This window comes from Burkholderia sp. D-99 (assembly GCF_011605345.1).
In the GTDB taxonomy this organism is placed as follows: Bacteria; Pseudomonadota; Gammaproteobacteria; order Burkholderiales; family Burkholderiaceae; genus Burkholderia.
Window position 1 is genome coordinate 39306 of the sequence record NZ_JAAOXM010000015.1, and the last position, 26038, is coordinate 65343.

The window sequence follows — 26038 nt, forward strand, 5'->3', positions numbered from 1 at the left end:
TGCGCGCCCATCGCTTAACGGCGCGTCGCGTTGCGCGGATAATCGGGCGCAAGGCGCGCGGCACCGGCTCGCGCCGCACGATCCAGGAGAACCCAACGTGCCGCAACGACAGCCGCAAAACGCCCATCCGGCCGACGGCATCTACTTCGGGCTGATGTCGGGAACCAGCATGGACGGCGTCGATGGCGTCGCCGTGCGTTTCGAGGCCGGCAAGGCGCCGGTCGTGCTCGCGGAAGCGTTCGTCGGCTTCGCACAATCACTGCGCGACGCATTGTTCGCGCTGCAACAGCCCGGTGACGACGAGATCGACCGCGAATCGCTCGCCGCGAACGCGCTGGTCGCGCGCTACGCGGTGTGCTGCCACGAATTGCAGCGCACGGCCGGGCTGTCGCGCGACGAGATTCGCGCGATCGGCGTGCACGGCCAGACCGTACGCCATCGCCCCGAGCGCGGCTATACGCGGCAGCTCAACAACCCGGCGCTGCTCGCCGAGCTGACCCAGGTCGACGTGATCGCCGATTTTCGCAGCCGCGATGTCGCGGCAGGCGGCCACGGGGCACCGCTCGCGCCGGCCTTCCACGCAACGGTGTTCGGCGCACCGGGCGAGACGCGCGTCGTCTGCAATCTCGGCGGGATCAGCAACATCACAATCCTGCCCGGCGAAGGCGGTGACGTGCGCGGGTTCGACTGCGGCCCCGCGAACGCGCTGCTCGACGAATGGGCGACCCGCCATCTGGGCAAGCCGTACGACGACGGCGGCAAGTTCGCCGCGCGTGGCACCGTCCACGCACCGCTGCTCGACGCGCTGCTCGACGAGCCGTATTTCGCCGCACTGCCGCCGAAAAGCACCGGGCGCGACCTGTTCAATCCCGCCTGGCTCGACGCGAAGCTCGCGACGTTTGCACAAGTCGCGCCGCAGGATGTGCAGGCGACCCTCACCGCGCTCACCGCCGTTTCGGTCGCGCGCGAGATCGCACGGCACGCAGCGGGCTGCAAGGCCGTGTTTGTATGCGGCGGCGGCGCCCGCAATCCGGTGCTGCTCGACGCGCTCCGGCACGCGCTGGCCGAGGCTGGCGTGACGGCCACGGTCGATACGACGGCTGCGCTTGGCGTGCCGCCTCAGCAGGTCGAGGCACTCGCGTTCGCGTGGCTCGCGTACCGTTTCACCGCGCGCCAGCCCGGCAATCTCGCGACGGTCACCGGCGCGGCCGGCAACCGCGTGCTCGGCGCGCTCTATCCGCGCTGACGCGATACCTGCCGCGCGGCGGGCGCCGCATGGCAAACGGGCATAAAAAACGGGGCATGAAGCCCCGTTTTTCTTTCCGGCGAACCGGTGTGGACCTGTCGTGCGCTCAGACCGAGAACGACGAGCCGCACCCGCAGGTGGTGCTCGCGTTCGGGTTCTTGATCACGAACTGGGCGCCGTTGAGGTCGTCCTTGTAGTCGATCTCGGCGCCGACCAGGTACTGGTAGCTCATCGAGTCGATCAGGAGCTGGACACCGTTCTTGTTCATCACGGTGTCGTCCTCGTTGACTTCCTCGTCGAACGTGAAGCCGTACTGGAAGCCGGAGCAGCCGCCGCCCTGCACGAACACGCGCAGCTTCAGGTCGGGATTGCCCTCTTCGTCGATCAGTTGCTTGACCTTGTCGGCCGCGGCGTCGGTGAAGACGAACGGAACCGGCATTTCGGCCGTCGTTGCTGCGGATTCGGTAACAGCGTTCATTGCGAACTCTCCAAAAAGCTTTAGCCGCTATTGTAGGGCCGATCAGAAGATCGTGCTGAAGTCCATGAAATCAATAGGTTCTTGTCGAATTCATCAAGCACGCACGCGCGGGCCGCGGCAGCACGCGCCTGGAAACGGACATAAAAAAACCGCCAGCGCGAAAGCTGGCGGTTTTTCCGGCGGACGCCGCCCGGGAGCGGCGAGGCCATGAAGCGAAATTAACGCTTCGAGAACTGCTTTGCGCGACGTGCCTTGCGCAGACCAACCTTCTTACGCTCGACTTCACGCGCATCGCGCGTGACGAAACCAGCGCTCGACAGCGACGGCTTCAGCGTTGCGTCGTAGTCGATCAGTGCACGGGTGATGCCGTGGCGCACTGCGCCTGCCTGGCCCGTTTCACCGCCGCCATTGACGTTCACCTTGATGTCGAACGTCTGGCCGTGGTTCGTGAGTTCCAGCGGTTGACGCACGATCATCAGCGACGTTTCGCGCGAGAAGTAGTCAGCGATGGGCTTGCCGTTGACGATGATATCGCCCTTGCCAGCCTTGATGAAGACACGTGCGACTGCGCTCTTGCGGCGGCCCGTACCGTAGTTCCAGTTACCGATCATGTGGGTCCCCTTAGATCTCGAGCGCCTTCGGCTGTTGAGCCGAGTGCGGATGCGTCGCTTCTGCGTAGACCTTCAGCTTCTTGATCATCGCGTAGCCGAGCGGGCCCTTCGGCAGCATGCCCTTGACCGCCTTCTCGAGCGCACGGCCCGGGAAGCGTTCTTGCATCTTGCCGAACGTCGTTTCATAGATACCGCCCGGGTAGCCCGAGTGACGGTAGTACTTCTTGTCCAGCGTCTTGTTGCCCGTGACTTTCAACTTGCTCGCGTTGACGATGATGATGAAATCACCGGTGTCGACGTGCGGAGTGAACTCAGGCTTGTGCTTGCCGCGCAGACGGCGTGCCACTTCGCTGGCAACACGGCCGAGAACCTTATCCGTCGCGTCAATCACGTACCATTCGCGCGTCACCTCATGGGCTTTTGCGGAAAACGTCTTCATGATCGATCCAAAAAAAATGCTTTGCCCGAAGTATTCGTCCTGCTTGTCTATGTGCGCTTCGAGGCGCGGTGCAGGCTCTCCCTGTTCTTTTTCCGTGGGCATGAATGCGGAAAAGCCCTGAATTATAAAGGAAATACGGCAAGGCGGTCAAAGGGAATCCACTTCCCCTGCGCACGGCGGCCGAAATGGGCCAAAATCCGGTCGTGCCCCGACAAGCCAGGCGAACCGAGCGCCCGGGGAGGCACCCATCGACGCGCGGCACGTGACCTTGCCGCGCCAGACCGGCCGAATACGGAAAACAACAAACTAGCATGATGAATCAACGACTTACGCCCATCCTTGCGGCCGCATTGCTGGCCGCCGCGGCACCTGCCGTCGCCGCCCGCGCCGACTGCGAAGCCAAGCTCGATGCACTCGATACACGCCTTGCCGAAGCCCGCGCCGCCCATGCCGAGGATCGCGTCGCCCGCCTGCGCGCGGTGCGCGAACGCGTCCGCCACTTCTGCGCACGCGGGCACGGCCATGCGTCGGCCGTCCACGCGCCGGCGCCTGACGCGCGCTCGCGCGGCACACCGCTCGACGCGGCATCGCAGCCGGCCGCCAGGCAGCCCGCGTGACCCTGTCGGGGCGCGCAAACCGCGCGCCGATGTTTGCATGGGACGAAAAAAAGCCCGAACGGCTGGTTCGGGCTTAATCCACCATAGGAGGAGGTGGAGGAGACATTCGGAGGTTGCCGCAGCGCGACAACCAATGAGGCTCATTATACGAACGCGTCGCCGACTTCACAAGAAAATTTGCATTACGAAATCAAACACCATTATGTGAAATTTATGGCGGCACGTTTGAATAGTCGATTTTCTCTTTGAAATCAAGCATCTGATCCCGACAGGCACGATCGGGAACCGCCCTCGGCTAGAGTAAAACCCCTAAGTCCGGAGGGAAATTGGCCGTCCGGCGCGCCGCCCGGGCGGCGCCTGCATTGCGCGTCGTGCACCGCATCAGCCGACCGTTGCGCTGCGGGCTACAATGCCGGATCGAATCCGAATCAGGCAACGCGGGAGTGCAAGCATGGAATGCAAAGTAAGCTGGATGGGTCAGGACGGCATGGCGTTTTCGGCCGAGACCGGCAGCGGCCACCTCGTCACGATGGATGGTGCGCCCGAAGGCGGCGGCCACAACCTCGCGCCGCGCCCGATGGAGATGGTGCTGCTCGGCACCGGCGGCTGCACGGCGTATGACGTCGTGCTGATCCTGAAGAAGAGCCGCCAGGAAGTCAGCGGCTGCTCGGTCACGCTGAAGGCCGAACGCGCGAGCGAAGACCCGAAGGTGTTCACGAAAGTGCACTTCCACTTCACCGTCACCGGCCGCAACCTGAACCCGGCCACCGTCGAGCGCGCGATCAACCTGTCGCACGACAAGTATTGCTCCGCGTCGATCATGATCGCGAAGACAGCCGAACTCACGCATTCGTTCGACATCGTCGCCGGCTGAACGCGCGGCAAGTGCACATGAAAAAAGGGCCGGCGCTCCGTTGGGAGCCGCCGGCCCTTTCGTATTCGTACCGCAAAGCAGGCCGATAAGCCGGATTCTGTGCACACTGCGCGCCGAAGCCCGCAACGCGTGGCAGCCATTCCTCTAGGCGCGCCATTGCTGACGCGCTCAAGCTTCCTACCCGCAGACGAGACGGGGGCCCCGTCCTGCATCCGAAAATGCGCGCCTGCCTACTTGGAATTGCTCCGGGTGGAGGTTACCGTGCCGGCGAACGTCGCCGTCGCCGCGGTGCGCTCTTACCGCACCGTTTCACCCTTACCTGATCCCGGCTTGCGCCGGGCCATCGGCGGTTTGCTTTCTGTTGCCCTGTTCCGCGTGTCGCCACGGATGGCCGTTAGCCATCACCCTGCCCTGTGGAGTCCGGACTTTCCTCGCCCCCGCGCGCCCGAAGGCGGCGAGGCCGCGACTGCCTGGCCTGCTTTGCGACGCGCATTCTAGCACTGCGCGCCGCTGTCGGCAGCACGCGAGCGCCGGCCACTGCGAAACACGTCCGGATCGTCGTAGAACGCGGCCTCGGCATTCGCATCGCACCAGCCCGGCACGCCGAGCACCGGGAGCGGCGCGAAATCGCGGCTCGTCAGCGCGCGCGTCGCGAGTTCCGCGGCCACACGTGCGTCGACATGCGCGGTGCGTTGCACGTCGGGCCATGAAAAATAGTCCGCGCTCACTTCGACGATCCACGTGTGCGCGGTGCAGGACTTGTAGGGCGCGACGAGCTTCTCGAGCAGCGCATGGCCGACGAGCCGCGCCTCGCAGCGCGTGCCCCACGCATCGCGCGCGGCAACCAGCAGCCGCGGCCAGTCGAATCGGCGCAGCGCGGCGGCGAGCGCGCGGTCGGCCGTCACGAACAGCGCGGCGTTCTCGTCGAACAGCGTGAGCGCATCGCGCAACGTGCCGCGTACGGGGCCGACACCGCCCGCCTCGTCGATCGCCGCGGCCTGGCGCGCATTCAGTGCGGCCTTGATGCGCGGATACGCGAACCAGACGAGCGCGTTGAAGAAGTCGTGCAGATTGTGGCGGGTCGGGACGCCGCCCGTCTCCGCGATATGGGTCTCGTACGCCACGCCGGGCGGCAACGCGGCCTGCGGCTCGAATCGCAGCGGCCGGCCGCGGCCGCTGATGCGCGGGCCGTCGGGCCCGGTGTCGCTCAACGCGCCGTTCAGCGCGCCAAGCAGCGCGGCCTCGCCCGCCCTTGCCGCCGCCTGTGCAACGCGGCCGGGCTCCGCGTAGGGCGCGAGCCACGGCACGGACCAGTCGATCCGCGCAAAATCCGCCGCCCCGCTGCCGGCCATATGGCCGGGTTCGCGCGGCGGCGCGAAGGTCACGCCAGTTTCCAGCCGATCATCTCGCCGCCGCGCAGCGGCACGACAGGCGTATCGCCCGCGAAGATCTCGCGCGGCAGCTCCCATGCCTCGCGACGCAGCGTGACCGTCTCGGCGCTGCGCGGCAGCCCGTAGAAATCGGCGCCGAAGAAGCTCGCGAAGCCTTCCAGCTTGTCGAGCGCACCGGCCGTGTCGAACGCTTCCGCGTACAGTTCGAGCGCGTGCAGCGCCGTGTAGCAGCCTGCGCAGCCGCACGCGGTTTCCTTCGCGTCGCGCGCATGCGGCGCGCTGTCGGTGCCGAGGAAGAAGCGCGGATTGCCCGACGTCGCAGCCTCGACCAGCGCCACGCGATGCGTCTCGCGCTTCAGCACGGGCAGGCAGTAGTAATGCGGGCGAATCCCGCCGACGAACAGCGCATTGCGGTTGTACAGCAGGTGATGCGCGGTGATGGTCGCGCCGAGCAGGCCGGGCGCCGCATCGGCTTCGCGCACGTAGTCGGCCGCGTCCTTCGTCGTGATGTGTTCGAACACGACCTTCAGGCCCGGGAAATCGCGGCGCAGCGGCGTCATCACGCGGTCGATGAAAACCTTCTCGCGGTCGAACAGGTCGATCGACGCATCGGTCACTTCGCCGTGCACGAGCAGCGGCATGCCGGTTTCCTGCATCGCCTCGAGCGTCTTCGCGCACTTCGCGAGATCGGTGACGCCGTGGTCGGAATTCGTCGTAGCGCCTGCCGGATACAGCTTCACGCCGTGCACGAAGCCGCTTTCGCGCGCGCGGCGGATCTCGTCGGGCGGCGTGTTGTCGGTCAGGTACAGCGTCATCAGCGGCTCGAACGTCATCCCGGCCGGCAGCGCGGCGAGGATCCGCTCGCGATAGGCCTGCGCCTGCGCGGTGGTCGTCACCGGCGGCTTCAGGTTCGGCATGACGATCGCGCGGCCGAACTGGCGCGCGGTGTGCGGCAGCACGGCGGCCAGCATGTCGCCGTCTCGCAGGTGCAGGTGCCAGTCGTCGGGACGGGCGAGCGAGAGCGTCGCCGGGGAGGAAGCGTTCGAGGCAGTCATAGGAGGCGTCGTGAGGAACGTGCTTGCCGTCGGCGGGGCCGGAACACGCGTGCGCGGGCCGACTGACGGCAAACCGCAACACGGGGCCTTTGGCCAGCGGAATCCGCTTTTTACCGCTCAGGGCTCGGTGATATGCTAGAAGCCGCATTGTACCGGGGTTCGCCCGGTTCGTTACCCCGCCGCTTCAGCCTGCCGCCCCAAGTAAAATGTGCCAACTCTTAGGAATGAACTGCGCCGCGCCGACGGACGTCACATTCTCCTTCACAGGTTTCGCGGCCCGGGGTGGGCTCACCGATCACCATGCCGACGGCTGGGGTATCGCGTTCTTCGAAGACAAGGCCTGCCGCCTGTTCATCGATCACCAGGCATCGGCCACGTCGCCGATCGCCGAAATGGTGAAGCGCTACCCGATCAAGTCCAAGAACACGATCGCGCACATCCGCAAGGCGACGCAAGGCCACATCCTGCTCGAGAACAGCCATCCGTTCATGCGCGAGCTGTGGGGCCGGCACTGGATCTTCGCGCATAACGGCGACCTCCAGGACTACGCGCCGGACATGGACGGCAGCGTCTACCATCCGGTCGGCACGACCGACAGCGAACAGGCGTTCTGCGTGCTGATGCAGGGGCTGCGCGAAGCGTTCCCCGGCGCGCAGCCGCCGTTGCCCGAACTGTTCGAGCGTGTCGGCGAGCTGACGCGCGGCATCACCGATCACGGCGTATTCAACTTCCTGATGTCGAACGGCCAGGCGCTCTTCGCGCATTGCTCGACGCGGCTGCACTATCTCGTGCGGCGCTGGCCGTTCTCGACCGCACATCTCGTCGACGAAGACCTGTCGATCGACTTCGCAAAATATACGACGCCCGAGGATCGCGTCGCGGTGATCGCGACACAGCCGCTCACCGACAACGAAGTCTGGACCGCGTTCGAGCCGGGCGAACTGATCATGTTCCAGTGCGGCGACGTCGCCGCGCGGATGCGGATCCCGGTGCCTGAACGCGTGCTCGAGAAGCTGCGCAATCCGGCGCTCGACGCATCGGCGTCGGCGCCGCGCGACGCACGCGAGGCGCTTGCCGCCGCCGACGTCGATTCAGACGACGCGCTCGACTTCTGAGCCCACGCGCGCCAGCACCTGCTCCTCTCCGCTGCCAGTCACTGTTCGGCAGGCATGCCGCTGGCTCGCCACGCCCGGTCGCGGCGGGCTGTTTCGCGCACACGATACCGTGACGCTTGCCGCCGGGCCATATCGCTCGCCCCGTGCCAACCCAGTTTCATCCGGCCACATTCCGGTATATCGAAGCGACGTCTCTCAATACTCGCCCGACTCAATTCATTTCCAATGGAAAATGATTGAAACAAGAAGCGAATAAATCGCTCAATCAAAATGCAGACATTCCGGAAACCACATTCTAAAGCACCGACCTGACGTAAACCGTGCGCCACCCCACCGATCCGGCGATCACGAGGTCGCACGCAAGAATCGACCAAACCCTTATCCACAAAGGTTTTCAGTTCGATTCATCGCACAATCCGAAAATACCAAATGAAAGCGGCACTATTGCCGCATTTGTAAGCTTCCCGACAATCGATCCCCTTCCCGGTCAGTAGAGTCCGCTCATCCTCGGTGTAACGAATCGCGATTGGCGGAGAAACGGCCACGGCCGCCGCACACCCATTCACGCCATTCCCTCACCGCGGATCGAGATTTCACTGCACCGCGGTGAAAGCCACGTCAAAACAAATGAGAGGGGCTTGTCGTGAATCATTCATTTCGATCGATATGGAGCGAGACCACCGGCTGCTGGGTCGCTGCTGCGGAAACGGCGCGGGCGCGCGGCAAGCGTGCGGGCAGCCCGTCCGGCGCAGGCCGCTGTGCCGCACACGTGGCAGTGTGTGGAGCACCGCTTCGCGTCGCGGCACTCGGCGCTGCGCTGGCCGTGCTGTCGGCCGGCTCCGCGTATGCATCGACGTGCGGCAACGGCGCGGCCGTCGCGAGCGGCGGCACCTGTGCGCTCGGCAGCTTCAGCCCCACCGTCAACGACGACCTCGCCGGCGCCACGACCGTGTCGGGCGGCGACCGGGTCAGCCTGACGGGCGCCTGGACCGGCGCGACCGGCGACATGGGCTACACGCCGATGCCGCTCGGCAACACGTCCATCATTTCGGGCAACCCGAATCAGCCGTTGGTGACGCTCGGCGGCAAGACGCAAAGTGTCGGCACCCCGGACTCGATCACGGGCGGCCGCACGTCGGTCGCCACCTACGATTCGTCCGCGTTCGTCCCGTCGAACGCAGGCTCGACCATCGTGCAGGTCTACCACGACGTGAACGGCAACCAGTACGTGAACACGCGGATCGGTACGGTCGCGAACTCGGGCGGCACGCTCGACGTATCGATCGGCAACCCGGCGAACGCGCCCGCGGCGGCCGGCAATGTGATCACGATCGCGGCCAAGCAGACCGACCTCACCTACGCGGACGGCACCGGCTCGGCACCGAGCGTCATCAACTGGAATTCGCGCAACCAGATCTGGTTCATCACCGGCGACTATCTCGCGAGCGGCGGCCCCGTCGGCAGCGTCGAGCTCGACGTGCCGACCTACGCGGGCACCTTCACCGCGTTCGACGGCAGCAGGTGGACCGTCACCGACGCCGCGTCGCTGGCCGCGTACAACAACTTTCTCGTGCATTCGGTCCAGAACGGCGCACTCGGCTCGCAGGCAGCCTACGACAATGCGTTCGGCCAGGCCGTGACGTTCGCCACGCAAACCTTCGAGTATGCGAACAACGTGTCGCCGGACGACAAGAACGCGCTGCCCAGGAACTACCCGACCGCGATGCACGGCACGGGCGCAAACGCGACGCTGCACATCGGCAAGGACGGCCAGATCGACTTCCGCGGCTCCAACACGATCGACGCGAGCGCTGCCGTCGTCGCGGAGAACGGTGCGCACTTCATCAACGACGGGCGCCTGTCGGGCGACTTTACGCTGGTGCGCCTGCTGAGCGGCGCGAGCGGCGTCAACAACGGCGCGATTTCATCCGGCTATACGTCCGGCGACAACGTCAACACGAGCACCGCGCAGCCCGACAACTTCGGGCTCGACACGGTCGTCGAAGGCAGCGGCGTGTACGCAAACGGCGCAGGCACCACGTTCGTCAACAACGGCGTGATGAACGTCGGCGCGTGGGATCTCATCCGCAACCGGCTCGACCTGCAGAACTACGCGGTGGCCGCGACCGACGGCGCGAGCGCATCGAACGCCGGCACGATCAACGTCGGCGTCAACGCGACGACGCTCGACAGCCAGGTGATCGGCGGCCTCGTCGCCGGCGGCAGCTTCACGAACGAAGCCGGCGGCACGATCTACCTCGGCCGCGCGGCCCAGTACGATGCCGGCGCACCGGAAGCCGCAAACGACGTCGCGCTGTCCGCGCACGCGTACGGCATCCTGCTCGGCGCATCGGGCACCGCGAGCAACCTCGGCACGATCGTGATCGGCTCGCAGACGCAGAACGGCGCCGCGCTGGCGAGCATCGGCTCGTCATCCGGTACGCTGACCAACGCGGGCGCGATCGTCGTCAACGGCGCGGCGTCCGGCACGCCGCTCGCCAACGTCGGCATGCTCGCGGCCAACACGGCCGCGACCGTGACCAACACCGGCACCATCACGCTGAACGGCGTCAACGGCATCGGCATCATGGTCGTCGGGACCGGCACGACCGCGACGGCCGCAACCTCGACCGGCACGATCAACGTGGCCGGCGGCCTCGATCCCGCATCGGGCACGCGCAACTACGGCGTGTGGGCCGAGGGGCCGCTCGCGAAAGCCACGCTCGACGGCGAGCTCAACCTGACGGGCACCGGCGCGATCGGCGTGCACGCGCGCTCGGGCGCGACGATCGACGTCGGCGCCAATGCCGTGCCCGCCTTCATGTCGGGCACCAACCAGATCGGCTTCTACGCATATGGCGCGGGCTCGAAGATCAACGTCGCCGCGCAGCACCTCAGCGTCGACACCGACAATTCGACGCTGTTCCGCGTCGCGGGCGGCGCGACGTACACGGGCGCGTCGGCGGCCGGCACCCTGACGACCGACGTCAACGGCCAGCGCGCGCACGGCGTGCTCGCGACCGACGCCGGCACCGTGCTGTCGACCGGCAATGCGATCTACAACATCAACGGCGCGAACGGCATCGCGATCGCGGTCGAAGGCGGCGCGCAAGGCACGATCGACGCGGGCGCGACGATCAACCTGAACGCGGCCGGCGCGATCGCGGGTGTCGTCGACGGCCAGGCGCACGACCTCACCGGCGCGAATGCCGGCGCACCGGTCGCGACGACGCTCACCAACAACGCCGCCGTCACGTCATCGACTGGCGGCGTGACGGGCTTCGTCGCGCAGAACCTTGGCACACTCGAGAACCGCGACACGGTGCTGCTGACGGGCGCCGGTTCGACAGGGGTCGTGGTCGGCACGCTCGGCACGGTGAACAACGCGTCGACGATCCGCGTATCCGACGGCACCGGCGCGCTCGTGCAGGGCGCTTCGGCGACGCTCGCCAACACGGGTTCGATCGAAGCCGACGACGGCATCGCGGGCGTCCACCTGACGGGCGCCGGCGCATCGGTCGCACTGTCGGGCACCGGCACCGTGATCGCGAACGGCAGCGCCGACGGTGTGCTGATCGACTCGACTGTGACGGGCGGCGGGCTCGCGGCTGGTGCGACTTCTATCGCGGTCGGTGGCTCGGGCAAGGGGATCGACAACCAGGGGACGAACGCGACGATCGCACTGTCCGGCACGCAGATCGGCACGACCGGCAGTGGCGCCGACGGCCTGTCGTCGACGGGCGCCGGTGCGACGATCGGGATGGACGCGGCGACGACCATCCGGACGGCCGGCAGCAACGCGCGCGGTGCGTTCGTCTCCGGCACGGGCTCGACCTTGACGGCCAACGGCACGACCATCGCAACGAGCGGCTCGGGTTCGGCCGCGATCGTGACGAACGGCGGCGCGACCGCGCTGCTGTCGGGCGCGAAAATCACCGCGGCCGGCACGGCGGCCGACGGCCTCGTCGCGCAGAACGGCGGCCGCATCGGCGATACGGGCTCGACGATCGCCAGCGCCGCCGGCAACGGCGCGACCGCCGACAGCGGCAGCGTGCTCGCGTTGACCGGCACGATGCTCAAGGGCGCGACGGCCGGCGTGCTGACCTCCGATACGCTCGCAAACGGCGCGACGAGTTCGGTGCTCGTCGACGGCGGCAGCGTCACGTCCGCCACCGGCCCGGCCTTCGCCGCGCGCGGCGGCACGGCCGACATCGCCGTGCGCAACGGCACGGTCGTGACGGCCGGCAACGGCACGCTGCTCGACCTGTCGAACGGCAGCAACACCACCTTCACCGCATCGGCCGTGAACCTGGCCGGCGACATCGCCTCCGACGCATCGAGCACCGGCAACGTGCTCCTCGCGAACGGCACGACACTGACCGGCAAGATCGACCCGGTCGCACTGACCGTCGACCCCACCAGCACGTGGCGCATGACGGGCAGCTCCGTGCTGAGCAGCCTGAACAACGCGGGCCTGGTCGCATTCGCCGCACCGACCGGTTCGCCGACGCTCGCGGGCAGCTACAAGACGCTCACGACCGGCAGCTACGTCGGCAACGGCGGCACGATCGCGCTCAACACGTTCCTCGGCGCAGACGCATCGCCGACCGATCGGGTGATCGTGAACGGCGGCACCGCGAGCGGCACGACGGGCCTGAAGATCGCCAACACGGCCGGCACCGGCGCGCAGACGAAGGGCGACGGGATTCCGGTGGTCGTCACGACCAACGGCGGCACGACCACCGCATCGGCATTCCAGCTCGCAGGGCCCGTGCAGGCGGGCGCGTACGAATACCGGCTCTATCGCGGCGGGCAAGGCGACGCGAACAGCTGGTACCTGCGCTCGCAACTCGATCCGTCGGACCCCGGCGACCCGATCCACCCGTCCGGTGGCGGCGACGGCGGCGGGAACGGCAACGGCGGGACGCTCGCGTATCGCCCCGGTGTCGCCGGCTATGCGCTCACACCGCTGTTGAACGCCGACTACGGCTTCTCGACGCTCGGCAAGCTGCACGAGCGCGTCGGCGACATCTACAACGTCGAGAAGCAGCAGCCCGGCAATCGCGACGGCTTATGGGGGCGCATCGGCGGCCAGAGCCTCGATGCAAACGCGGGCCGCTTCGCGGCCGACGAGCGTACGTTCTTCGCGCAGTTCGGCAAGGACTGGACACTCGACCAGGCGCCAAACGGCGGCGGCAGCACGCATGCGGGCGTGACGGCCAGCATCGGCGTGTCGAACGCGAGCTTCAGCGACATGGCGCGCGCGGATACGGCCAACCTGTCGACGTCGACAGGCTCGGTCGAGATGCACGCGCAGAGCGTCGGCGGCTACTGGACGAAGTACCTGTCCGACGGCACGTACTTCGACAGCGTCGGGCAGGTCACGCACTACGGCAACCGCTATCGCGACAGCTACGGCAACGAAGCGTCGCAGAACGGCTTCGGCATCGCGCTGTCGCAGGAAGCCGGCAAGCCCTTCGCGATCGGCAGCCTGCCGGTCGCGATCGAGCCGCAGGCGCAGCTGATGTATCAGTACCTGAAGCTGAACGGGTTCAACGACAACGTGTCGGCCGTATCGGGCACGACGACAAACGCGCTGCGCGGCCGCGTCGGCGTGCGCATCTTCCGGCCGAACCTCCAGTCGGATTCGGGCGGCGGCGCTGCCACGCCGTACTTCACGGCCGACGTGCTGCACGACTTCCTGTCGCCGGGCCAGACCGTCGTCGGCGGCACGCCGTTCGCGACGCATCTCGGCCGCACGTGGTACGAGCTCGGCGTCGGCGTGACCGCGGGTTTCGGCAAGTCGGGCGAGCTGTACGCGAACGCGAAGATCGCGCGCAACATCGGCGGCGACTATCGGCGCGGCATCGTCGGGCAGGTCGGCTACCGCTACAGCTGGTAACGTCCGCGGCCAACGGACGAAAAAAAAACCGCCCGGCGCTCGGCCGGGCGGTTTTTGCATCGACGCGCGTGAAGCGCGCGAACGCTCAGTGCAGGATCTTCGCGAGGAAGTCCTTCGCGCGTTCCGATTTCGGATTCGAGAAGAAATCGTCCTTGCGGTCGTCCTCGACGATTGCGCCCTTGTCCATGAAGATCACGCGATGGGCCACCTTCTTCGCGAAGCCCATCTCGTGCGTGACGACCATCATCGTCATCCCTTCCTGCGCGAGTTCGACCATCACGTCGAGCACTTCGTTGATCATCTCGGGATCGAGCGCGGACGTCGGTTCGTCGAACAGCATCGCGATCGGGTCCATCGACAGCGCGCGCGCGATCGCGACACGCTGCTGCTGGCCGCCCGACAACTGGCCCGGAAACTTGTGCGCATGCGCCTTCAGGCCGACGCGGTCGAGCAGCTTCATGCCCTTCTCGTTCGCCTCGTCCTTGCCGCGGCCAAGCACCTTGACCTGCGCGAGCGTCAGGTTCTCGGTGATCGACAGGTGCGGGAACAGCTCGAAATGCTGGAACACCATCCCGACCTTCGAGCGCAGCTTCGACAGGTTCGTCTTCTTGTCGCCGACCGACTGGCCGTTCACGAGGATCTCGCCCTGCTGGAACGGCTCGAGGCCGTTCACGGTCTTGATCAGCGTCGACTTGCCCGAGCCCGACGGGCCGCACACGACGACCACTTCACCTTTCTTGACCTCGGTCGTGCAGTCGGTGAGGACCTGAAACTGGCCGTACCACTTCGAAACGTTCTTGATGGAAATCATCTTGTGACCTTTTTCTGGAGACCCTTGACGAGAGCAGACGCCAACGTGCAAATCACGAAATAGCATGCGCCGGCGAACAGGACCATCTCGACGGTCGTGCCGTCGCGATCGCCGATGTTGGCCGCCGTGCGGAAGAAGTCCGCCAGACTGATCACGTACACGAGCGACGTATCCTGGAACAGGACGATCGCCTGCGTGAGCAGCAGCGGCACCATCGCGCGGAACGCCTGCGGCAGGATCACGAGGCGCATCGCATGCGCGTAGTTCATGCCGAGTGCGAACGCGGCATTCGCCTGCCCGCGCGGCACCGCCTGGATGCCGGCGCGGATGATCTCGGAATAATACGCGGCTTCGAACAGCGAGAACGCGACCATCGCCGACGCGAGACGAATGTCGATCGTCGGCGACAGACCGAGCACGCCCTGCAGCAACTGCGGCACGATCAGGAAGAACCACAGCAGCACCATCACGAGCGGGATCGAGCGGAACACCGTCACGTAGCCCTGCGCGAACCACGCGAGCGGCTTGACGCCCGACAGCCGCATCAGCGCCAGCAGCGTGCCCCAGACGATCCCGACCACGATCGCGATCAGCGTGATCTGGAACGTGACGACCGCCCCCGTCCACAGCGTCGGCAGCGCGCCGGGAATACTACTCCAGTCGAACTGATGCATCACTTGCCTCCGATATAGCCGGGCAGCCGCGTACGGCCTTCGATCCAGCGCATGAACGACATCACGACAAGGTTGATGATCACGTATGCGAGCGTGACCGCGATGAACGATTCATACGTCTGCGCGGTGTAGTCGACGAGCTGGCGCGCTTGCGCGGACAGGTCGAGCAGGCCGATCGTCGACGCGACGGCGGAGTTCTTGAAGATGTTCAGGAATTCCGACGTGAGCGGCGGCACGATGATCCGGTACGCGACGGGCAGCAGCACGTAGCGATACGTCTGCCATTGCGTGAAGCCCATCGCGAGACCGGCGGCGCGCTGACCCTTCGGCAGCGCGTTGATCCCCGAGCGCACCTGTTCGCACACGCGCGCGCCCGTGAACAGGCCGAGACAGATGATCGACGCGGTAAAGAACTGCGTAGTGGGCGGCAACTGCTTGATCCAGGTGCCGATCGATGCGGGCAGCAGCTCGGGTATCACGAGATACCAGACGAAGAACTGCACGATCAGCGGAATGTTCCGGAAGATCGACACGTACAGGGTGCCAATCGCGGACAGCCATTTGTTCGGCACGGTGCGCAGCACGCCGAACAGCGAACCGACGATCAGCGCGATGACCCAGGCGACGAGCGACACTTCGATCGTCACCCAGAAGCCGGACATCAGCCATCCGAAATAAGTCGTCGGCTCGCCGGTCGACACGGGGCTCAGGAAGATGCCCCAGTTCCAGTGGTAAGACATGGGCAAGACTCCAGCAAAAAGAGACGGAAGAAGCGTGGCCTCTTCCGTCTCATTAGCGTCATTTCTGCATCAACGGCCGTGCGGTCAGTCGAGCGCCTTGTCGTTCGGGTTCGCGTACAGCTTCTTCATCGAATCGGACAGCGGGAAGTTCAGGTTCAGCCCCTTCGGCGGGATCGGGTTCTCGAACCACTTCGCATAGATCTTCGCGGCTTCGCCCGACTTCTCGACTTGCGAGACCGCATCGTCGACAACCTTCTTGAAGTCCGCATCGCCCTTGCGCATCATGCAGCCGTACGCTTCTTCCGATTGCGGCGTACCGACGATCACCCAGTCGCCCGGCTTCTTCGCCTTCGCGCGCTCGCCCGCGAGCAGCGCATCATCCATCATGAACGCGACCGCGCGGCCCGATTCCAGCGTATTGAACGAATCGCCGTGATCCTTCGCGCTGATGATGTTCATGCCCATCTGCTTTTCGTTGTTCATCTTGCGCAGCAGGCGCTCGGACGTCGTGCCGGCAGTGGTCACGACCGTCTTGCCCTTCAGGTCGGCGAAATCCTTGATGCCCGAATCGTTCTTCGTCATCAGGCGCGTGCCGATCACGAAGATCGTGTCGGAGAACGCGGCCTGCTGCTGGCGCTCGGCGTTGTTGGTCGTCGAGCCGCACTCGATGTCGACCGTGCCGTTCTGCACCAGCGGAATGCGGTTCTGCGACGTGACCGGGATGTTCTTCACCTGCAGGTTCGGCAGGTTCAGCTTCTTCTTCACCGCGTCGACCACCTTCAGCTGGAATTCGCGCGAATAGCCGACCACCTGCTGCTTTTCGTCATAGTAGGAGAACGGGATCGACGACTCGCGGTGCCCCAGCGCGATCACGCCCGTGTCCTTGATCTTCTTCAGCGTGCCCGTCTCCTGAGCATGCGCGCCGCTTGCGAACGCGCAAAGCGCCGCGAACATCAGGACTGCCTTTTGGTATTTCATTTTGGTCATCTCCTTGGCTAAAACCCGCGCCAGTGTATCAAAGTAATATTTTTGAAAGTAGTGTTGTTTACCGCACGTCGCGGCGCCTTTGGCGAAGCCTTCCTCCCGGCTCCGGGCGCCCCGAATGCGCGCGCGGGCGATGCCGGATCCGGCACCGCCCGCGAGGGTTCATATCCGCAATCGGGTGGATTGCGTCATGAATTGATCATAGTCAACGATCAGGGGTAGAGGCCACGCATTTCACGCGCCATCAGGATGCGCTTGCACGCAACGATGAACGCCGCCGTACGCACCGACACCTTGTGCTCTTCCGCGACCGCCCACACGCCGGAGAATGCTTCGCGCATCACGCGCTCGAGACGGTGGTTGATCTCGTCTTCCGTCCAGAAGAAGCTCGAGAAATCCTGCACCCACTCGAAGTACGACACGGTCACGCCGCCCGCGTTCGCGATCACGTCCGGGATCACGAGCACGCCGTTCGCGCTCAGGATGTCGTCCGCTGCCGTCGTCGTCGGGCCGTTCGCGCCTTCGACGATGATCTTCGTGCGGATCTTCGCTGCGTTCTTCTCGGTGATCTGGTTTTCCAGTGCCGCCGGGATCAGGATGTCGGTTTCGACCGTCCAGAACTCGTCGTTCGGCATCGGCTCCGCGCCTTCGAAGCCCGCGACGCCGCCCGTGCGTGCGACGTGGTCGAGCAGCTTGTTCGAATCGAGGCCGGCCGGCTGGTAGATCGTGCCCGTGTGATCCTGCACCGCGATCACCTTCGAACCCGCTTCCTGGAACAGCTTCGCCGCGATGCCGCCGACGTTGCCGAAGCCCTGCACCGCGATGCGTGCGCCTTCGATCTCGAGGCCCTTCTTCTTCGCCGCTTCGCAGCCGACGACGAACACGCCGCGGCCCGTTGCTTCCTTGCGGCCGAGCGAGCCGCCGAGCGCGATCGGCTTGCCGGTCACGACGCCGGTCGACGTCTGGCCCTGGTTCATCGAGTAGGTGTCCATCATCCACGCCATCACCTGTTCGTTGGTGTTGACGTCCGGCGCCGGAATGTCGGTGTTCGGGCCGATGATGATGCCGATTTCGCTGGTGTAGCGGCGCGTCACGCGCTCGAGCTCACCGCGCGACAGCTTGCGCGGGTCGACGCGGATACCGCCCTTCGCACCGCCGTACGGCACGTTCACGGCCGCGTTCTTCACCGACATCCATGCGGACAGTGCCATCACTTCCGACAGCGTCACGTCCTGGTGGTAGCGCACGCCGCCCTTGCCCGGGCCGCGCGACACGTTGTGCTGCACACGATAGCCTTCGAAGTGCGCGACGGTGCCGTTGTCGAGCTCGATGGGGCAGTCGACGATCAGGATGCGCTTCGGACGCTTCAGCGTCTCGAGCCAGCGCGACAGCGAGCCGAGGTACGGCGCGACGCGATCGACTTGCTGAAGGTAGTTGCCCCACGGGCCGAGATCGTCGGCGTGCAGGTAGGACGGGATGGACTGCAATTGCGAAGACATGGATGCTCCAACGGTCAACAGGTGCGCACATTGTCGAAAAACCCGTTTTTTTTATCCAATGCCGTTTGCTTATTCGATTATGCGTTTCTTGCATGATCGCGATTTTTCGCAAATCTGCGGTCGATTTGCGCAAGAACGCACGCGATCGATCGTGCATCGCGTGCGTGAAAATTCGTGTTTCCCGGGCACGGGCCGGCCGCCGGACAGGCGCCCGACAGGCGTCGCAAGCTTGACGACAGCCGGCCGGGCCGGCTGGCCGACGGTTAACCGCCCACGGTTAACCTGCGGTTTCGCGCAGTTCGTCGCGCACGACGTCCCACAGCCCACGCACGAGTTTCTGTCGCGGATCGTCGCCCTGCAGCGCGAGCTTGTCGCAGTACAGCCGGATTTCCATCGTCAGCGTGAACGGATGCGCGCCGCCACGCACCGACCGGTCGAGCCGGATCAGGCGGCCGCCCGCAACCGCATCCTCGACCGCGCTGTGCGGCAGGAACGCGATGCCGTGGCCCGCGAGTGCCATCGCCTTCAGCCCTTCGGCCATGTCGGTTTCATAGACGCGATCGAGGAACAGCGGCGTCGACGCATTCGCGATGATGACCTCCGTCATCCGGCCGAGATACGCGTTCGGCGTATATGACAGGTACGGCACGCGCGCATCGGCCGTGCCAGGCAGCGTGTAGCGCGGCCGCCCCGCGCGGCCCGGCGCCGAGAACGGGCTGATCGGCTCGCTGCCGAGGATCAGCATGTCGTAACGCGCCGGATCGAGCGCGACGGGATGGCTCGGGTGGTGGTAGCCCATCACGAGATCGCAGCCGCCCTCGACGAGCGACAGCACCGCGTCGTGCACGTTCAGCGCGCGCAGCCGCGTGTGGACCTGGCCCATCTTCGCCTCGATCCGCTGCAGCCAGCGCGGGAAATACGTGAGCGACAGCGTGTGCGGCACCGCGAACTCGATCGTCGGCACCGGCGCGCCGACGTGGCCGCGCAGCAGCGTGCGCGCCTCGTGCGCCTGCGACAGCATCGTCAGCGCCTGCTCGTAGAAGATCTGCCCGGCCTGCGTGAGCCGCGTCGGATAGACCGAACGATCGATCAGTTCCGTCGCGAGCCATGCCTCGAGCGCCTGGATGCGCCGCGAAAATGCCGGTTGCGACACGTGCCGCAGTTCCGCGGACCGGCTAAAGCTGCGCGTTTCCGCGAGCGAGACGAAGTCTTCGAGCCATTTCAGTTCCATGCAGGCGGGCGCGGCGGGCGGCGGTCGGGAAGAAGCCTGCATTCTACCGGCGGGCGGGCCCGGCCGGCGGCGCGGCGAGCGGCCCGGCGCCCCGCCGGGAACGGGCTCCGGCTCGACATCCGCACGCGGTGGTGCCCGCCCGCCGCGCGCGACCGGGATCGTCCCGCGCCGATGGTAAAATACCGGATTCTCCTTCCCCTCGCTCGACCCGGCCCCAAGGCCCGCCCGATCATGTCCGACACTCGTCCCGATACGCTTTTCGCCCTCACCGCGCTTTCGCCCATCGATGGCCGCTACGCCAGCAAGACCGAAGCACTGCGCGACTGGCTCTCCGAAGCCGCCTTCATGCGCCACCGCGTCACCGTCGAGGTGCACTGGCTGATCGCGCTGTCGCGCGCCGGCTTCGCGGAAGTCCCGCGCTTCTCCGATGCGTCCGAACAATTCCTGCTGCAGCTCGCCGAGCGCTTCACCGCGCACGACGCCGCCCGCATCAAGGAAATCGAGCGCGTGACGAACCACGACGTGAAGGCCGTCGAATACTGGCTGAAGGAATCGGTGAAGGGCCAGGAAGAACTCGAAAAGGCCAGCGAATTCATCCACTTCGCGTGCACGTCGGAAGACATCAACAACACGTCGCACGGGATGATGCTCGCCGGCGCGCGCGAACACGTGATCCTGCCGGCGCTTCGCACCGTCTACCAGCGCCTCGTCGCGCTCTCGCACGCGCATGCCGAACAGCCGATGCTGTCGCGCACGCACGGCCAGCCGGCCAGCCCGACGACGCTCGGCAAGGAACTCGCGAACGTCGCCGCGCGTCTCGCCCGTGCGATCACCCGCATCGAGAAGGTCGAGATCCTCGGCAAGATGAACGGCGCGGTCGGCAACTTCAACGCCCACCTGTCCGCGTATCCGGAATTCGACTGGGAAGCGTTCTCGCGCGACGTGATCGAAACCCGCCTGAAGCTCACGTTCAACCCGTACACGATCCAGATCGAGCCGCACGACTACATGGCCGAGCTGTTCGACGCCGTGGCGCGCGCGAACACGATCCTGCTCGACCTCGACCGCGACGTGTGGGGCTACATCTCGGTCGGCTACTTCAAGCAGAAGACGAAAGCCGGTGAAATCGGCTCGTCGACGATGCCGCACAAGGTCAACCCGATCGACTTCGAGAACTCGGAAGGCAACCTCGGCCTCGCGAACGCGACGCTGCGCCACCTCGCCGACAAGCTGCCGGTGTCGCGCTGGCAGCGCGACCTGACCGACTCGACGGTGCTGCGCAACATGGGCGTCGCGCTCGGCTACTCGCTGCTCGCGTACGACTCGCTGATCCGCGGCCTCGACAAGCTCGAAGTGAACCCGCAGCGCCTGAACGAAGACCTCGACAACTGCTGGGAAGTGCTGGCCGAGCCGGTGCAGACGGTGATGCGCCGCTACGGCATCGAGAACCCGTACGAGCAGCTGAAGGAATTGACGCGCGGCAAGGGCATCACGCGCGAAGCGCTGCAGCAGTTCGTCGGCACGCTCGCGATCCCGCAGGACGCGAAGGATCGCCTGCTCGCGATGACGCCTGCGTCGTACATCGGCAAGGCCATCGAACTCGCGAAGCGGATCGCGTAAGCGCCCGTCTCCGACCGTAAAAAAGCCCGATGCGAGCAATCGCATCGGGCTTTTTCATTGCGTGCCGCAGTCCGATCAGAACGAAATCATCCGCCCGGGGTTGAGCGCGCTCATCACGCTCATCGCGGCCTTCGCGGCCGGGATCGCGATCGGCGACAACTGGCGGCCAAGCGGAATCGCGCGATGGTCGATGCCGGTCAGCATCGAGAAATCGTCGTTGCGTCCGACGAAATCGTCGCAGATCGCCTTGCCGATCCGAACCGTCTGCGCGACGCCGTGGCCGCTCCAGCCCTGCACCATGTACATCGGCACGCGGCCGTCGGTCTTGCGGCTGTCGGTCGCGCCGTTCAGCGTGAAGTCGCTGACGCCGCTCCAGCAGTAGTCGAGCGCGAAGCTGCCGTCGACCTGCGGGAACACCGTGTTCAGCCGCGTCAGCAGATACGCGTTGACGTCGGGCTGCGCCCAGCACGTGCCGGTGCCCTGCCCGCCGAACAGCAGACGGTTGCCGCGTACCGGCCGGTAGTAGTCGATCTGGAACTGCGTGTCGTACACGGGCATGCCGGCCGGCATCAGCGTCGCGACGTCGACATCCAGCGGCTGCGTGACGCTCACGTACGTGAAGAACGGCACGGTCGTCGCCGCACCGTCGTCGAGCAGCCGGAACGTCGTGTTGTGCAGCGCAAGTACGACGCCCTTGCGCGCCGTGATCGTGCCGCCCGGCGTCGTCGCGACGACGCCTTCCGGCGTCTCGTCGAGCTCGAGCACCTCGGTACCCTCGAACAGCACGCCGCCGTTCAGCTGGAAGCCGTGCGCGAGGCCGCGCACGAGCGCGAGCGGATGGATCTGCCCGCCAACCGCATCGATCGCCGCGCCGTGATACAGCCCCGAGCGCACGTATTCGTCATGCAGCTGATGACGGCCGACGAGTGTCACGCCGGCGTCGCCGAGATGGCGGCGCGCATCTGCGCCGTCCAGCAGCGCGCTCATGTGGCCGGGGTGGACGGCCGCCGTGATGTGGCCGCGTTTGCGGTCGAGTTCGAGCGCGTAACGTGCGCCGATCGCATCGATCAGGTCCATCGACTCGGCCGACGCGAAGCGCCACAGCCGCTTCGCGTCGTCGTGCGACAGGTGGTCGATCATGTCGGCGGCTTCCCAGCGCGCGAGGCCGGGCGTGAGCTGCCCGCCGTTGCGGCCCGACGCGGCCGAGCCGACGTGATGCTTGTCGACGAGGATCGTATCGACGCCCGCTTCCGCGAGATGCAGCGCGGCCGATGCGCCGAGCAGGCCCGCGCCGATCACGAGCACGTCGCATACGGCATCGTGCGCGAGCGGCGCGCCGTTCGCGTGGCGCGACAGCGACGCCTCGTACCAGTTCGCCGGGCGCTCGCCGTCGTAGCGGGCCGGGTCGCACCAGTTCCAGTTGTCTTTTTCGATGTTCAGTTGCGTCTGTTCGAAACGCGATTCGCCCTGGATCAGGGGTTGGTTGTTGAAAGTCATGATTGCACTTGCATGGTCTTGGGCCGCCTGTCGAAGAGCCTTCTGGCTTCGCGGGTGGGGCAGCCGGTTCCACATGGGTGTCAACGAGAAAAGGGGCGCGATGGCCCGTGTTGACGGCGGGCACGCTCGTGCCGCCTGAATCCCGGACTGTGCGAAAGCACGTATTGAAAGGTGCCGGGACACCCAATTTCTACACCGCAGAAATAATTCTACAGTGTAGAATTTACTTTCGTCAAGTTTACAGCCGGTACCGCACCGGCACGCCAGTCCGTATCGATGAAAGACAAACCCGCCCAGGGCCCGCGCGGCCTCGACAAGGATGCAATCGTCGCAGCCGCGCTCGCGCTGCTCGAAGACGTCGGCGAAGCCGCGTTCAGCGTGCGCAAGCTCGCGCAGTCGGTCGGCTGCGATCCGATGAGCGTGCTGTACCACTTCAAGTCGAAGGAGGGCCTGAGCCGCGCGATCGCGAACGCGCTGTCGCGCTCGCTCGTGCCGGTCGACGCCACACTGCCGTGGCCCGAACGGCTGCGCGACCTCGCGCGCCAGTACCGCGCGCTCGCGCTGCGCTACCCGGCCGCGTTCGCACTCCTGCAGCGGCACATGAGTACCGGGCCCGCCGATCTCGCGCACATCGAAGCCGTGCATCGCGCGCTGGCCGACGCCGGCATCCCGCGCGCGGCGCTGCCATCGGTATGCGTCGGCTGGTATGCGAGCGTGATCGGGCTTGCCGCCGCGGAGGCCGGCGGCCTCACGCGCGCCGCGAACGACGTTGAGCTGGCGGAAATGGAAGCGCTGTCGGACGCCGAGCATCCGCTCGTCAAAGCGGCCGCCCCGCTCTATGCGCAGCTCGATCCGGCAGCCGTGCACGACACGATGCTGGATGTGCTGCTCGACGGCATCGCGCTACGAGCACGCGGCGCCCCTGTCGGTGGCAATAAGTAATCCACGCACGCGTGATGCCGATTGCGCGTGCAGGACCCGTCTTAAGGGAAGATTAGCTATTTCAGAATAGGCATACTTGATAAAGCGCACTGCCAACCTCCTAGATAAGCATTATCTTATCAGGCATGCCACCCAAAAATTAAATAAAAAATACAGACAATCCCAATCTGAATTTTGCATTTCAACAATTTTTAACGCATTAACACTTCACAACAACCCCCTCATCAACAACAGGCATCTCAATAAAAATCATGGCAGTCTATACACAATGATTTCCAGGATATTTCATGAGACGCCATTTCATTCGAATCGATGACAAAACAACAGCCGGCGGAACGGTAATACAGGGAGAAAATTCGTTTAAGCATCACGGCAAAGCCGTTGCCTACAATGGCGCAGAAATTTATTGCAATGCATGCAAATCGGTAGGCCGAATTGCAAATGTTCAACCGTATCGCACCATGCTGCTGATGGGTAAACAGATTGCGCTCGAAAATGACATCTGCATCTGCAAGTGCGCCCCACCTCCAAGGCTGATTGCCTCCCAATCCACGGGTTCCATGTCGTTCGAAGGTCATGAGTTGGCGCAACTTGGTTTTCGTGCAGATCAGAACCTCACATCTCCGATCGGTTCAGCATGCTTCGACGACCGATTCAAGCTTTTTAATACTACTTCGGGCATGCCACTGATAAATACGGAATACGCAATCTTGCGTGCAAACGGCAAGATTGAGCACGGTGTTACAGATGGCGATGGTCATACGCACTTGCTTTCGTCGACAGTCGATTCCGAAGACGTGCACATTTACATTTAAAAAATGGATACGATCATATCAAGGACTGGCAAGCTGCTCATCAAGGCGGCGATGAAGACAACCACGCCCACCACAAACACCGGTGCAAAAGAGGTGTTCGCGCATACGAGCCGCGAAACCGTCGAAATCATCGTCAGCGATTCTCGGCTAATTTCCAGAGGATCACAGTTCGGTCATACGGCAATCATCGTAGATGGCCGAGAATATGGGCGCGCTCCGGCACGATGGGACATCGACACGAAGGAGCATTACTTGCACCGCCAGCAGGTTGACATGCAACGGGACTCATGGGGATATGTACTGAAGGTAACCGCCGCGGAAAAGCAAAAAATTCTTGCCGAGATTCACAAACGAATCGCCGCCAACGAGCCATATTCTTTGCTCGAAAACAGTTGCTCTTCAAATATTGCCGAGATACTTGAATCCGCAGGTATACAGGCATACGATCGTCGCTGGTCATTCGCGGACACCATTTCCCCTGCCGATCTCATGACAGGATTAAAGCACTCACGACGACTCGTTGCCGAGCATGTTTATCCGAAGAAATAGCATCATCCCGTTGCTGGCGACTCTAATGATCGGCTGTACCGCGCACCCTGATGAAACCTGGATTGCGGAAGATCGCATTCCTGTTTATGACAGTATCGACGGAAAGATCGCCTTTTTCCTTCAACCGTCAGATGGCTGTGAGCCCGGCATGGACATGGCTGGCAAAGTCGACATGTACACCAAGGTCAAGTGCCAGGCTGGCGAAGGTTGGGTGACGGGTGGGAAATTCAAAAAACTTCCCCGCAACAAAAACTGATTCTGCAGCGGGTAACGCGACGCGTCCGAGCCGTCACCTGCAGGAACGCACATCACCAAATGAAAAGGGCTGAGGCCCTGTAACACAGGACTCAGCCCTTGGGCTCGCAGTCTCTGAATCCCAATTCAATTGCAGGATCAGTTCATCGACGCCCTTGCTTGTCGGACTCCCGCGACCCGCGCTCAGTGCTGCTGCGCGATGCCGATCTTCAGCATGACCTGATCGACGATCTGTTCGGGCGTCAGCTCGATGCTGACCTCGATCGCTTCGTCCGGGCCCGGCTCCTCGAGCGTATCGAGCTGGCTCTTCAGCAGCGACGGATCGAAGAAATGGCCGGTGCGGCTCTTCAGGCGCTCGTGCAACACCTCGAACGAACCCTTCAGATACACGAACCGCACGTCGGTGTCGGTGCCGCGCAGCACGTCACGGTACGAGCGCTTCAGCGACGAGCACGTGAACACGGCCGTCTCGCCCGCGCGCTGCTTTTCCTCGATGGCCTCGCGGATCGTACGCAGCCACGGCCAGCGGTCGTCGTCGGTCAGCGGAATGCCCTGGTGCATCTTTTCCTTGTTCGCCGCGCTGTGAAACGCGTCGCCGTCGGTATAGGTGCACGACAGGCGTTCCGCCAGCATTTCGCCGATTCGCGACTTGCCCGCGCCCGACACGCCCATTGCGATCAGAATCATTGACTA

23 protein-coding genes and 1 other RNA gene are annotated in these 26038 nt (G+C 64.9%); 10 read left to right on the top strand and 14 right to left on the bottom strand.

The genetic code is table 11. The annotated features are described in order from the left end of the window. Positions 1-97: 97 nt before the first annotated feature. A complete protein-coding gene (locus HAV18_RS34265) occupies positions 98-1246 on the top strand; it encodes an anhydro-N-acetylmuramic acid kinase (RefSeq protein ID WP_166964786.1) in 1149 nt (382 codons plus the stop codon). 106 nt (positions 1247-1352) lie between these two features. Here the strand turns inward: HAV18_RS34265 and erpA are convergent, their stop codons facing one another. From erpA to rplM, 3 genes are all read right to left on the bottom strand, one after another. Continuing rightward, on the bottom strand, positions 1353-1724 hold the full coding sequence (erpA, locus tag HAV18_RS34270) for an iron-sulfur cluster insertion protein ErpA (RefSeq protein WP_011350956.1): 372 nt from the start codon (positions 1722-1724) through the stop codon (positions 1353-1355). Between the two features lie 218 nt (positions 1725-1942). Beyond that, positions 1943-2335 carry a 30S ribosomal protein S9 gene (gene rpsI, locus HAV18_RS34275; RefSeq protein WP_006476904.1) on the bottom strand — a complete coding sequence of 131 codons (393 nt, stop codon included), beginning with the start codon at positions 2333-2335 and terminating at the stop codon, positions 1943-1945. 10 nt (positions 2336-2345) lie between these two features. Then, on the bottom strand, positions 2346-2774 hold the full coding sequence (gene rplM / locus HAV18_RS34280) for a 50S ribosomal protein L13 (protein WP_041490553.1): 429 nt from the start codon (positions 2772-2774) through the stop codon (positions 2346-2348). A gap of 311 nt (positions 2775-3085) precedes the next feature. Between rplM and HAV18_RS34285 the strand changes: the two genes are divergently transcribed. Both HAV18_RS34285 and HAV18_RS34290 read left to right on the top strand, forming a co-directional pair. Next, a complete protein-coding gene (locus HAV18_RS34285) occupies positions 3086-3391 on the top strand; it encodes a DUF1090 family protein (protein WP_166964788.1) in 306 nt (101 codons plus the stop codon). 409 nt (positions 3392-3800) lie between these two features. After that, positions 3801-4265 (top strand): OsmC family protein, encoded by a 465-nt coding sequence (locus tag HAV18_RS34290; protein ID WP_166964790.1) that lies wholly within the window; start codon positions 3801-3803, stop codon positions 4263-4265. A 70-nt stretch (positions 4266-4335) separates the two neighbouring features. Here the strand turns inward: HAV18_RS34290 and rnpB are convergent. The 3 genes from rnpB to pyrC all read right to left on the bottom strand — a co-directional run bounded on the left by rnpB (position 4336) and on the right by pyrC (position 6711). Then, positions 4336-4747, bottom strand: an RNA gene (rnpB, locus tag HAV18_RS34295) — RNase P RNA component class A. Between the two features lie 12 nt (positions 4748-4759). Further along, positions 4760-5650 carry a DUF3025 domain-containing protein gene (locus HAV18_RS34300; protein WP_407062449.1) on the bottom strand — a complete coding sequence of 297 codons (891 nt, stop codon included), beginning with the start codon at positions 5648-5650 and terminating at the stop codon, positions 4760-4762. Beyond that, a complete protein-coding gene (gene pyrC, locus HAV18_RS34305) occupies positions 5647-6711 on the bottom strand; it encodes a dihydroorotase (RefSeq protein ID WP_166964792.1) in 1065 nt (354 codons plus the stop codon). Before pyrC ends, HAV18_RS34300 begins: the two co-directional genes overlap by 4 nt. 206 nt (positions 6712-6917) lie before the next feature. Between pyrC and HAV18_RS34310 the strand changes: the two genes are divergently transcribed. Continuing rightward, on the top strand, positions 6918-7826 hold the full coding sequence (locus HAV18_RS34310) for a class II glutamine amidotransferase (protein ID WP_166964794.1): 909 nt from the start codon (positions 6918-6920) through the stop codon (positions 7824-7826). Between the two features lie 643 nt (positions 7827-8469). Beyond that, positions 8470-13728, top strand: a complete 5259-nt coding sequence (locus HAV18_RS34315; RefSeq protein WP_166964796.1) for an autotransporter outer membrane beta-barrel domain-containing protein — start codon at positions 8470-8472, stop codon at positions 13726-13728. 85 nt (positions 13729-13813) lie between these two features. Here the strand turns inward: HAV18_RS34315 and HAV18_RS34320 are convergent, their stop codons facing one another. From HAV18_RS34320 to HAV18_RS34345, 6 genes are all read right to left on the bottom strand, one after another. Beyond that, positions 13814-14539: an amino acid ABC transporter ATP-binding protein gene (locus HAV18_RS34320; RefSeq protein ID WP_011350949.1), complete on the bottom strand. Its 726-nt coding sequence runs from the start codon at positions 14537-14539 to the stop codon at positions 13814-13816. Next, entirely contained in the window at positions 14536-15213 is a 678-nt protein-coding gene (gene gltK / locus HAV18_RS34325; protein ID WP_166964798.1) for a glutamate/aspartate ABC transporter permease GltK, read from the bottom strand. Before gltK ends, HAV18_RS34320 begins: the two co-directional genes overlap by 4 nt. Next, entirely contained in the window at positions 15213-15953 is a 741-nt protein-coding gene (locus tag HAV18_RS34330) for an amino acid ABC transporter permease (protein ID WP_011350947.1), read from the bottom strand. The genes gltK and HAV18_RS34330 overlap by 1 nt, the downstream gene beginning before the upstream one ends. Before the next feature lie 84 nt (positions 15954-16037). After that, positions 16038-16931, bottom strand: a complete 894-nt coding sequence (locus HAV18_RS34335; protein WP_166964800.1) for a glutamate/aspartate ABC transporter substrate-binding protein — start codon at positions 16929-16931, stop codon at positions 16038-16040. Positions 16932-17149: 218 nt separating this feature from the next. Then, entirely contained in the window at positions 17150-18436 is a 1287-nt protein-coding gene (locus HAV18_RS34340; RefSeq protein ID WP_166964802.1) for a Glu/Leu/Phe/Val dehydrogenase, read from the bottom strand. A gap of 277 nt (positions 18437-18713) precedes the next feature. Further along, positions 18714-19667: a LysR substrate-binding domain-containing protein gene (locus HAV18_RS34345; RefSeq protein ID WP_166964804.1), complete on the bottom strand. Its 954-nt coding sequence runs from the start codon at positions 19665-19667 to the stop codon at positions 18714-18716. Positions 19668-19898: 231 nt separating this feature from the next. Here HAV18_RS34345 and purB point away from each other — a divergent pair, with 231 nt between their 5' ends. After that, complete coding sequence (gene purB / locus HAV18_RS34350) at positions 19899-21287, top strand: adenylosuccinate lyase (RefSeq protein ID WP_166964806.1); 1389 nt, start codon at positions 19899-19901, stop codon at positions 21285-21287. A gap of 75 nt (positions 21288-21362) precedes the next feature. Here purB and HAV18_RS34355 read toward each other — a convergent pair whose 3' ends face one another. Further along, positions 21363-22784 carry an FAD-binding oxidoreductase gene (locus HAV18_RS34355; RefSeq protein WP_166964808.1) on the bottom strand — a complete coding sequence of 474 codons (1422 nt, stop codon included), beginning with the start codon at positions 22782-22784 and terminating at the stop codon, positions 21363-21365. A gap of 276 nt (positions 22785-23060) precedes the next feature. Here HAV18_RS34355 and HAV18_RS34360 point away from each other — a divergent pair, with 276 nt between their 5' ends. The 4 genes from HAV18_RS34360 (at position 23061) to HAV18_RS34375 (ending at position 25346) form a co-directional block, all read left to right on the top strand. Then, positions 23061-23726: a TetR/AcrR family transcriptional regulator gene (locus HAV18_RS34360; RefSeq protein WP_166964810.1), complete on the top strand. Its 666-nt coding sequence runs from the start codon at positions 23061-23063 to the stop codon at positions 23724-23726. A 287-nt stretch (positions 23727-24013) separates the two neighbouring features. Continuing rightward, positions 24014-24541 carry a PAAR domain-containing protein gene (locus HAV18_RS34365; RefSeq protein ID WP_166964812.1) on the top strand — a complete coding sequence of 176 codons (528 nt, stop codon included), beginning with the start codon at positions 24014-24016 and terminating at the stop codon, positions 24539-24541. A 3-nt stretch (positions 24542-24544) separates the two neighbouring features. Further along, on the top strand, positions 24545-25090 hold the full coding sequence (locus tag HAV18_RS34370; protein WP_166964814.1) for a DUF4105 domain-containing protein: 546 nt from the start codon (positions 24545-24547) through the stop codon (positions 25088-25090). Positions 25091-25115: 25 nt separating this feature from the next. Then, positions 25116-25346: a hypothetical protein gene (locus HAV18_RS34375; RefSeq protein WP_243771822.1), complete on the top strand. Its 231-nt coding sequence runs from the start codon at positions 25116-25118 to the stop codon at positions 25344-25346. Between the two features lie 182 nt (positions 25347-25528). Here HAV18_RS34375 and HAV18_RS34380 read toward each other — a convergent pair whose 3' ends face one another. Continuing rightward, positions 25529-26032, bottom strand: coding sequence for a gluconokinase (locus HAV18_RS34380; protein ID WP_166964818.1), 504 nt, complete (start codon positions 26030-26032; stop codon positions 25529-25531). Positions 26033-26038: the final 6 nt, after the last annotated feature.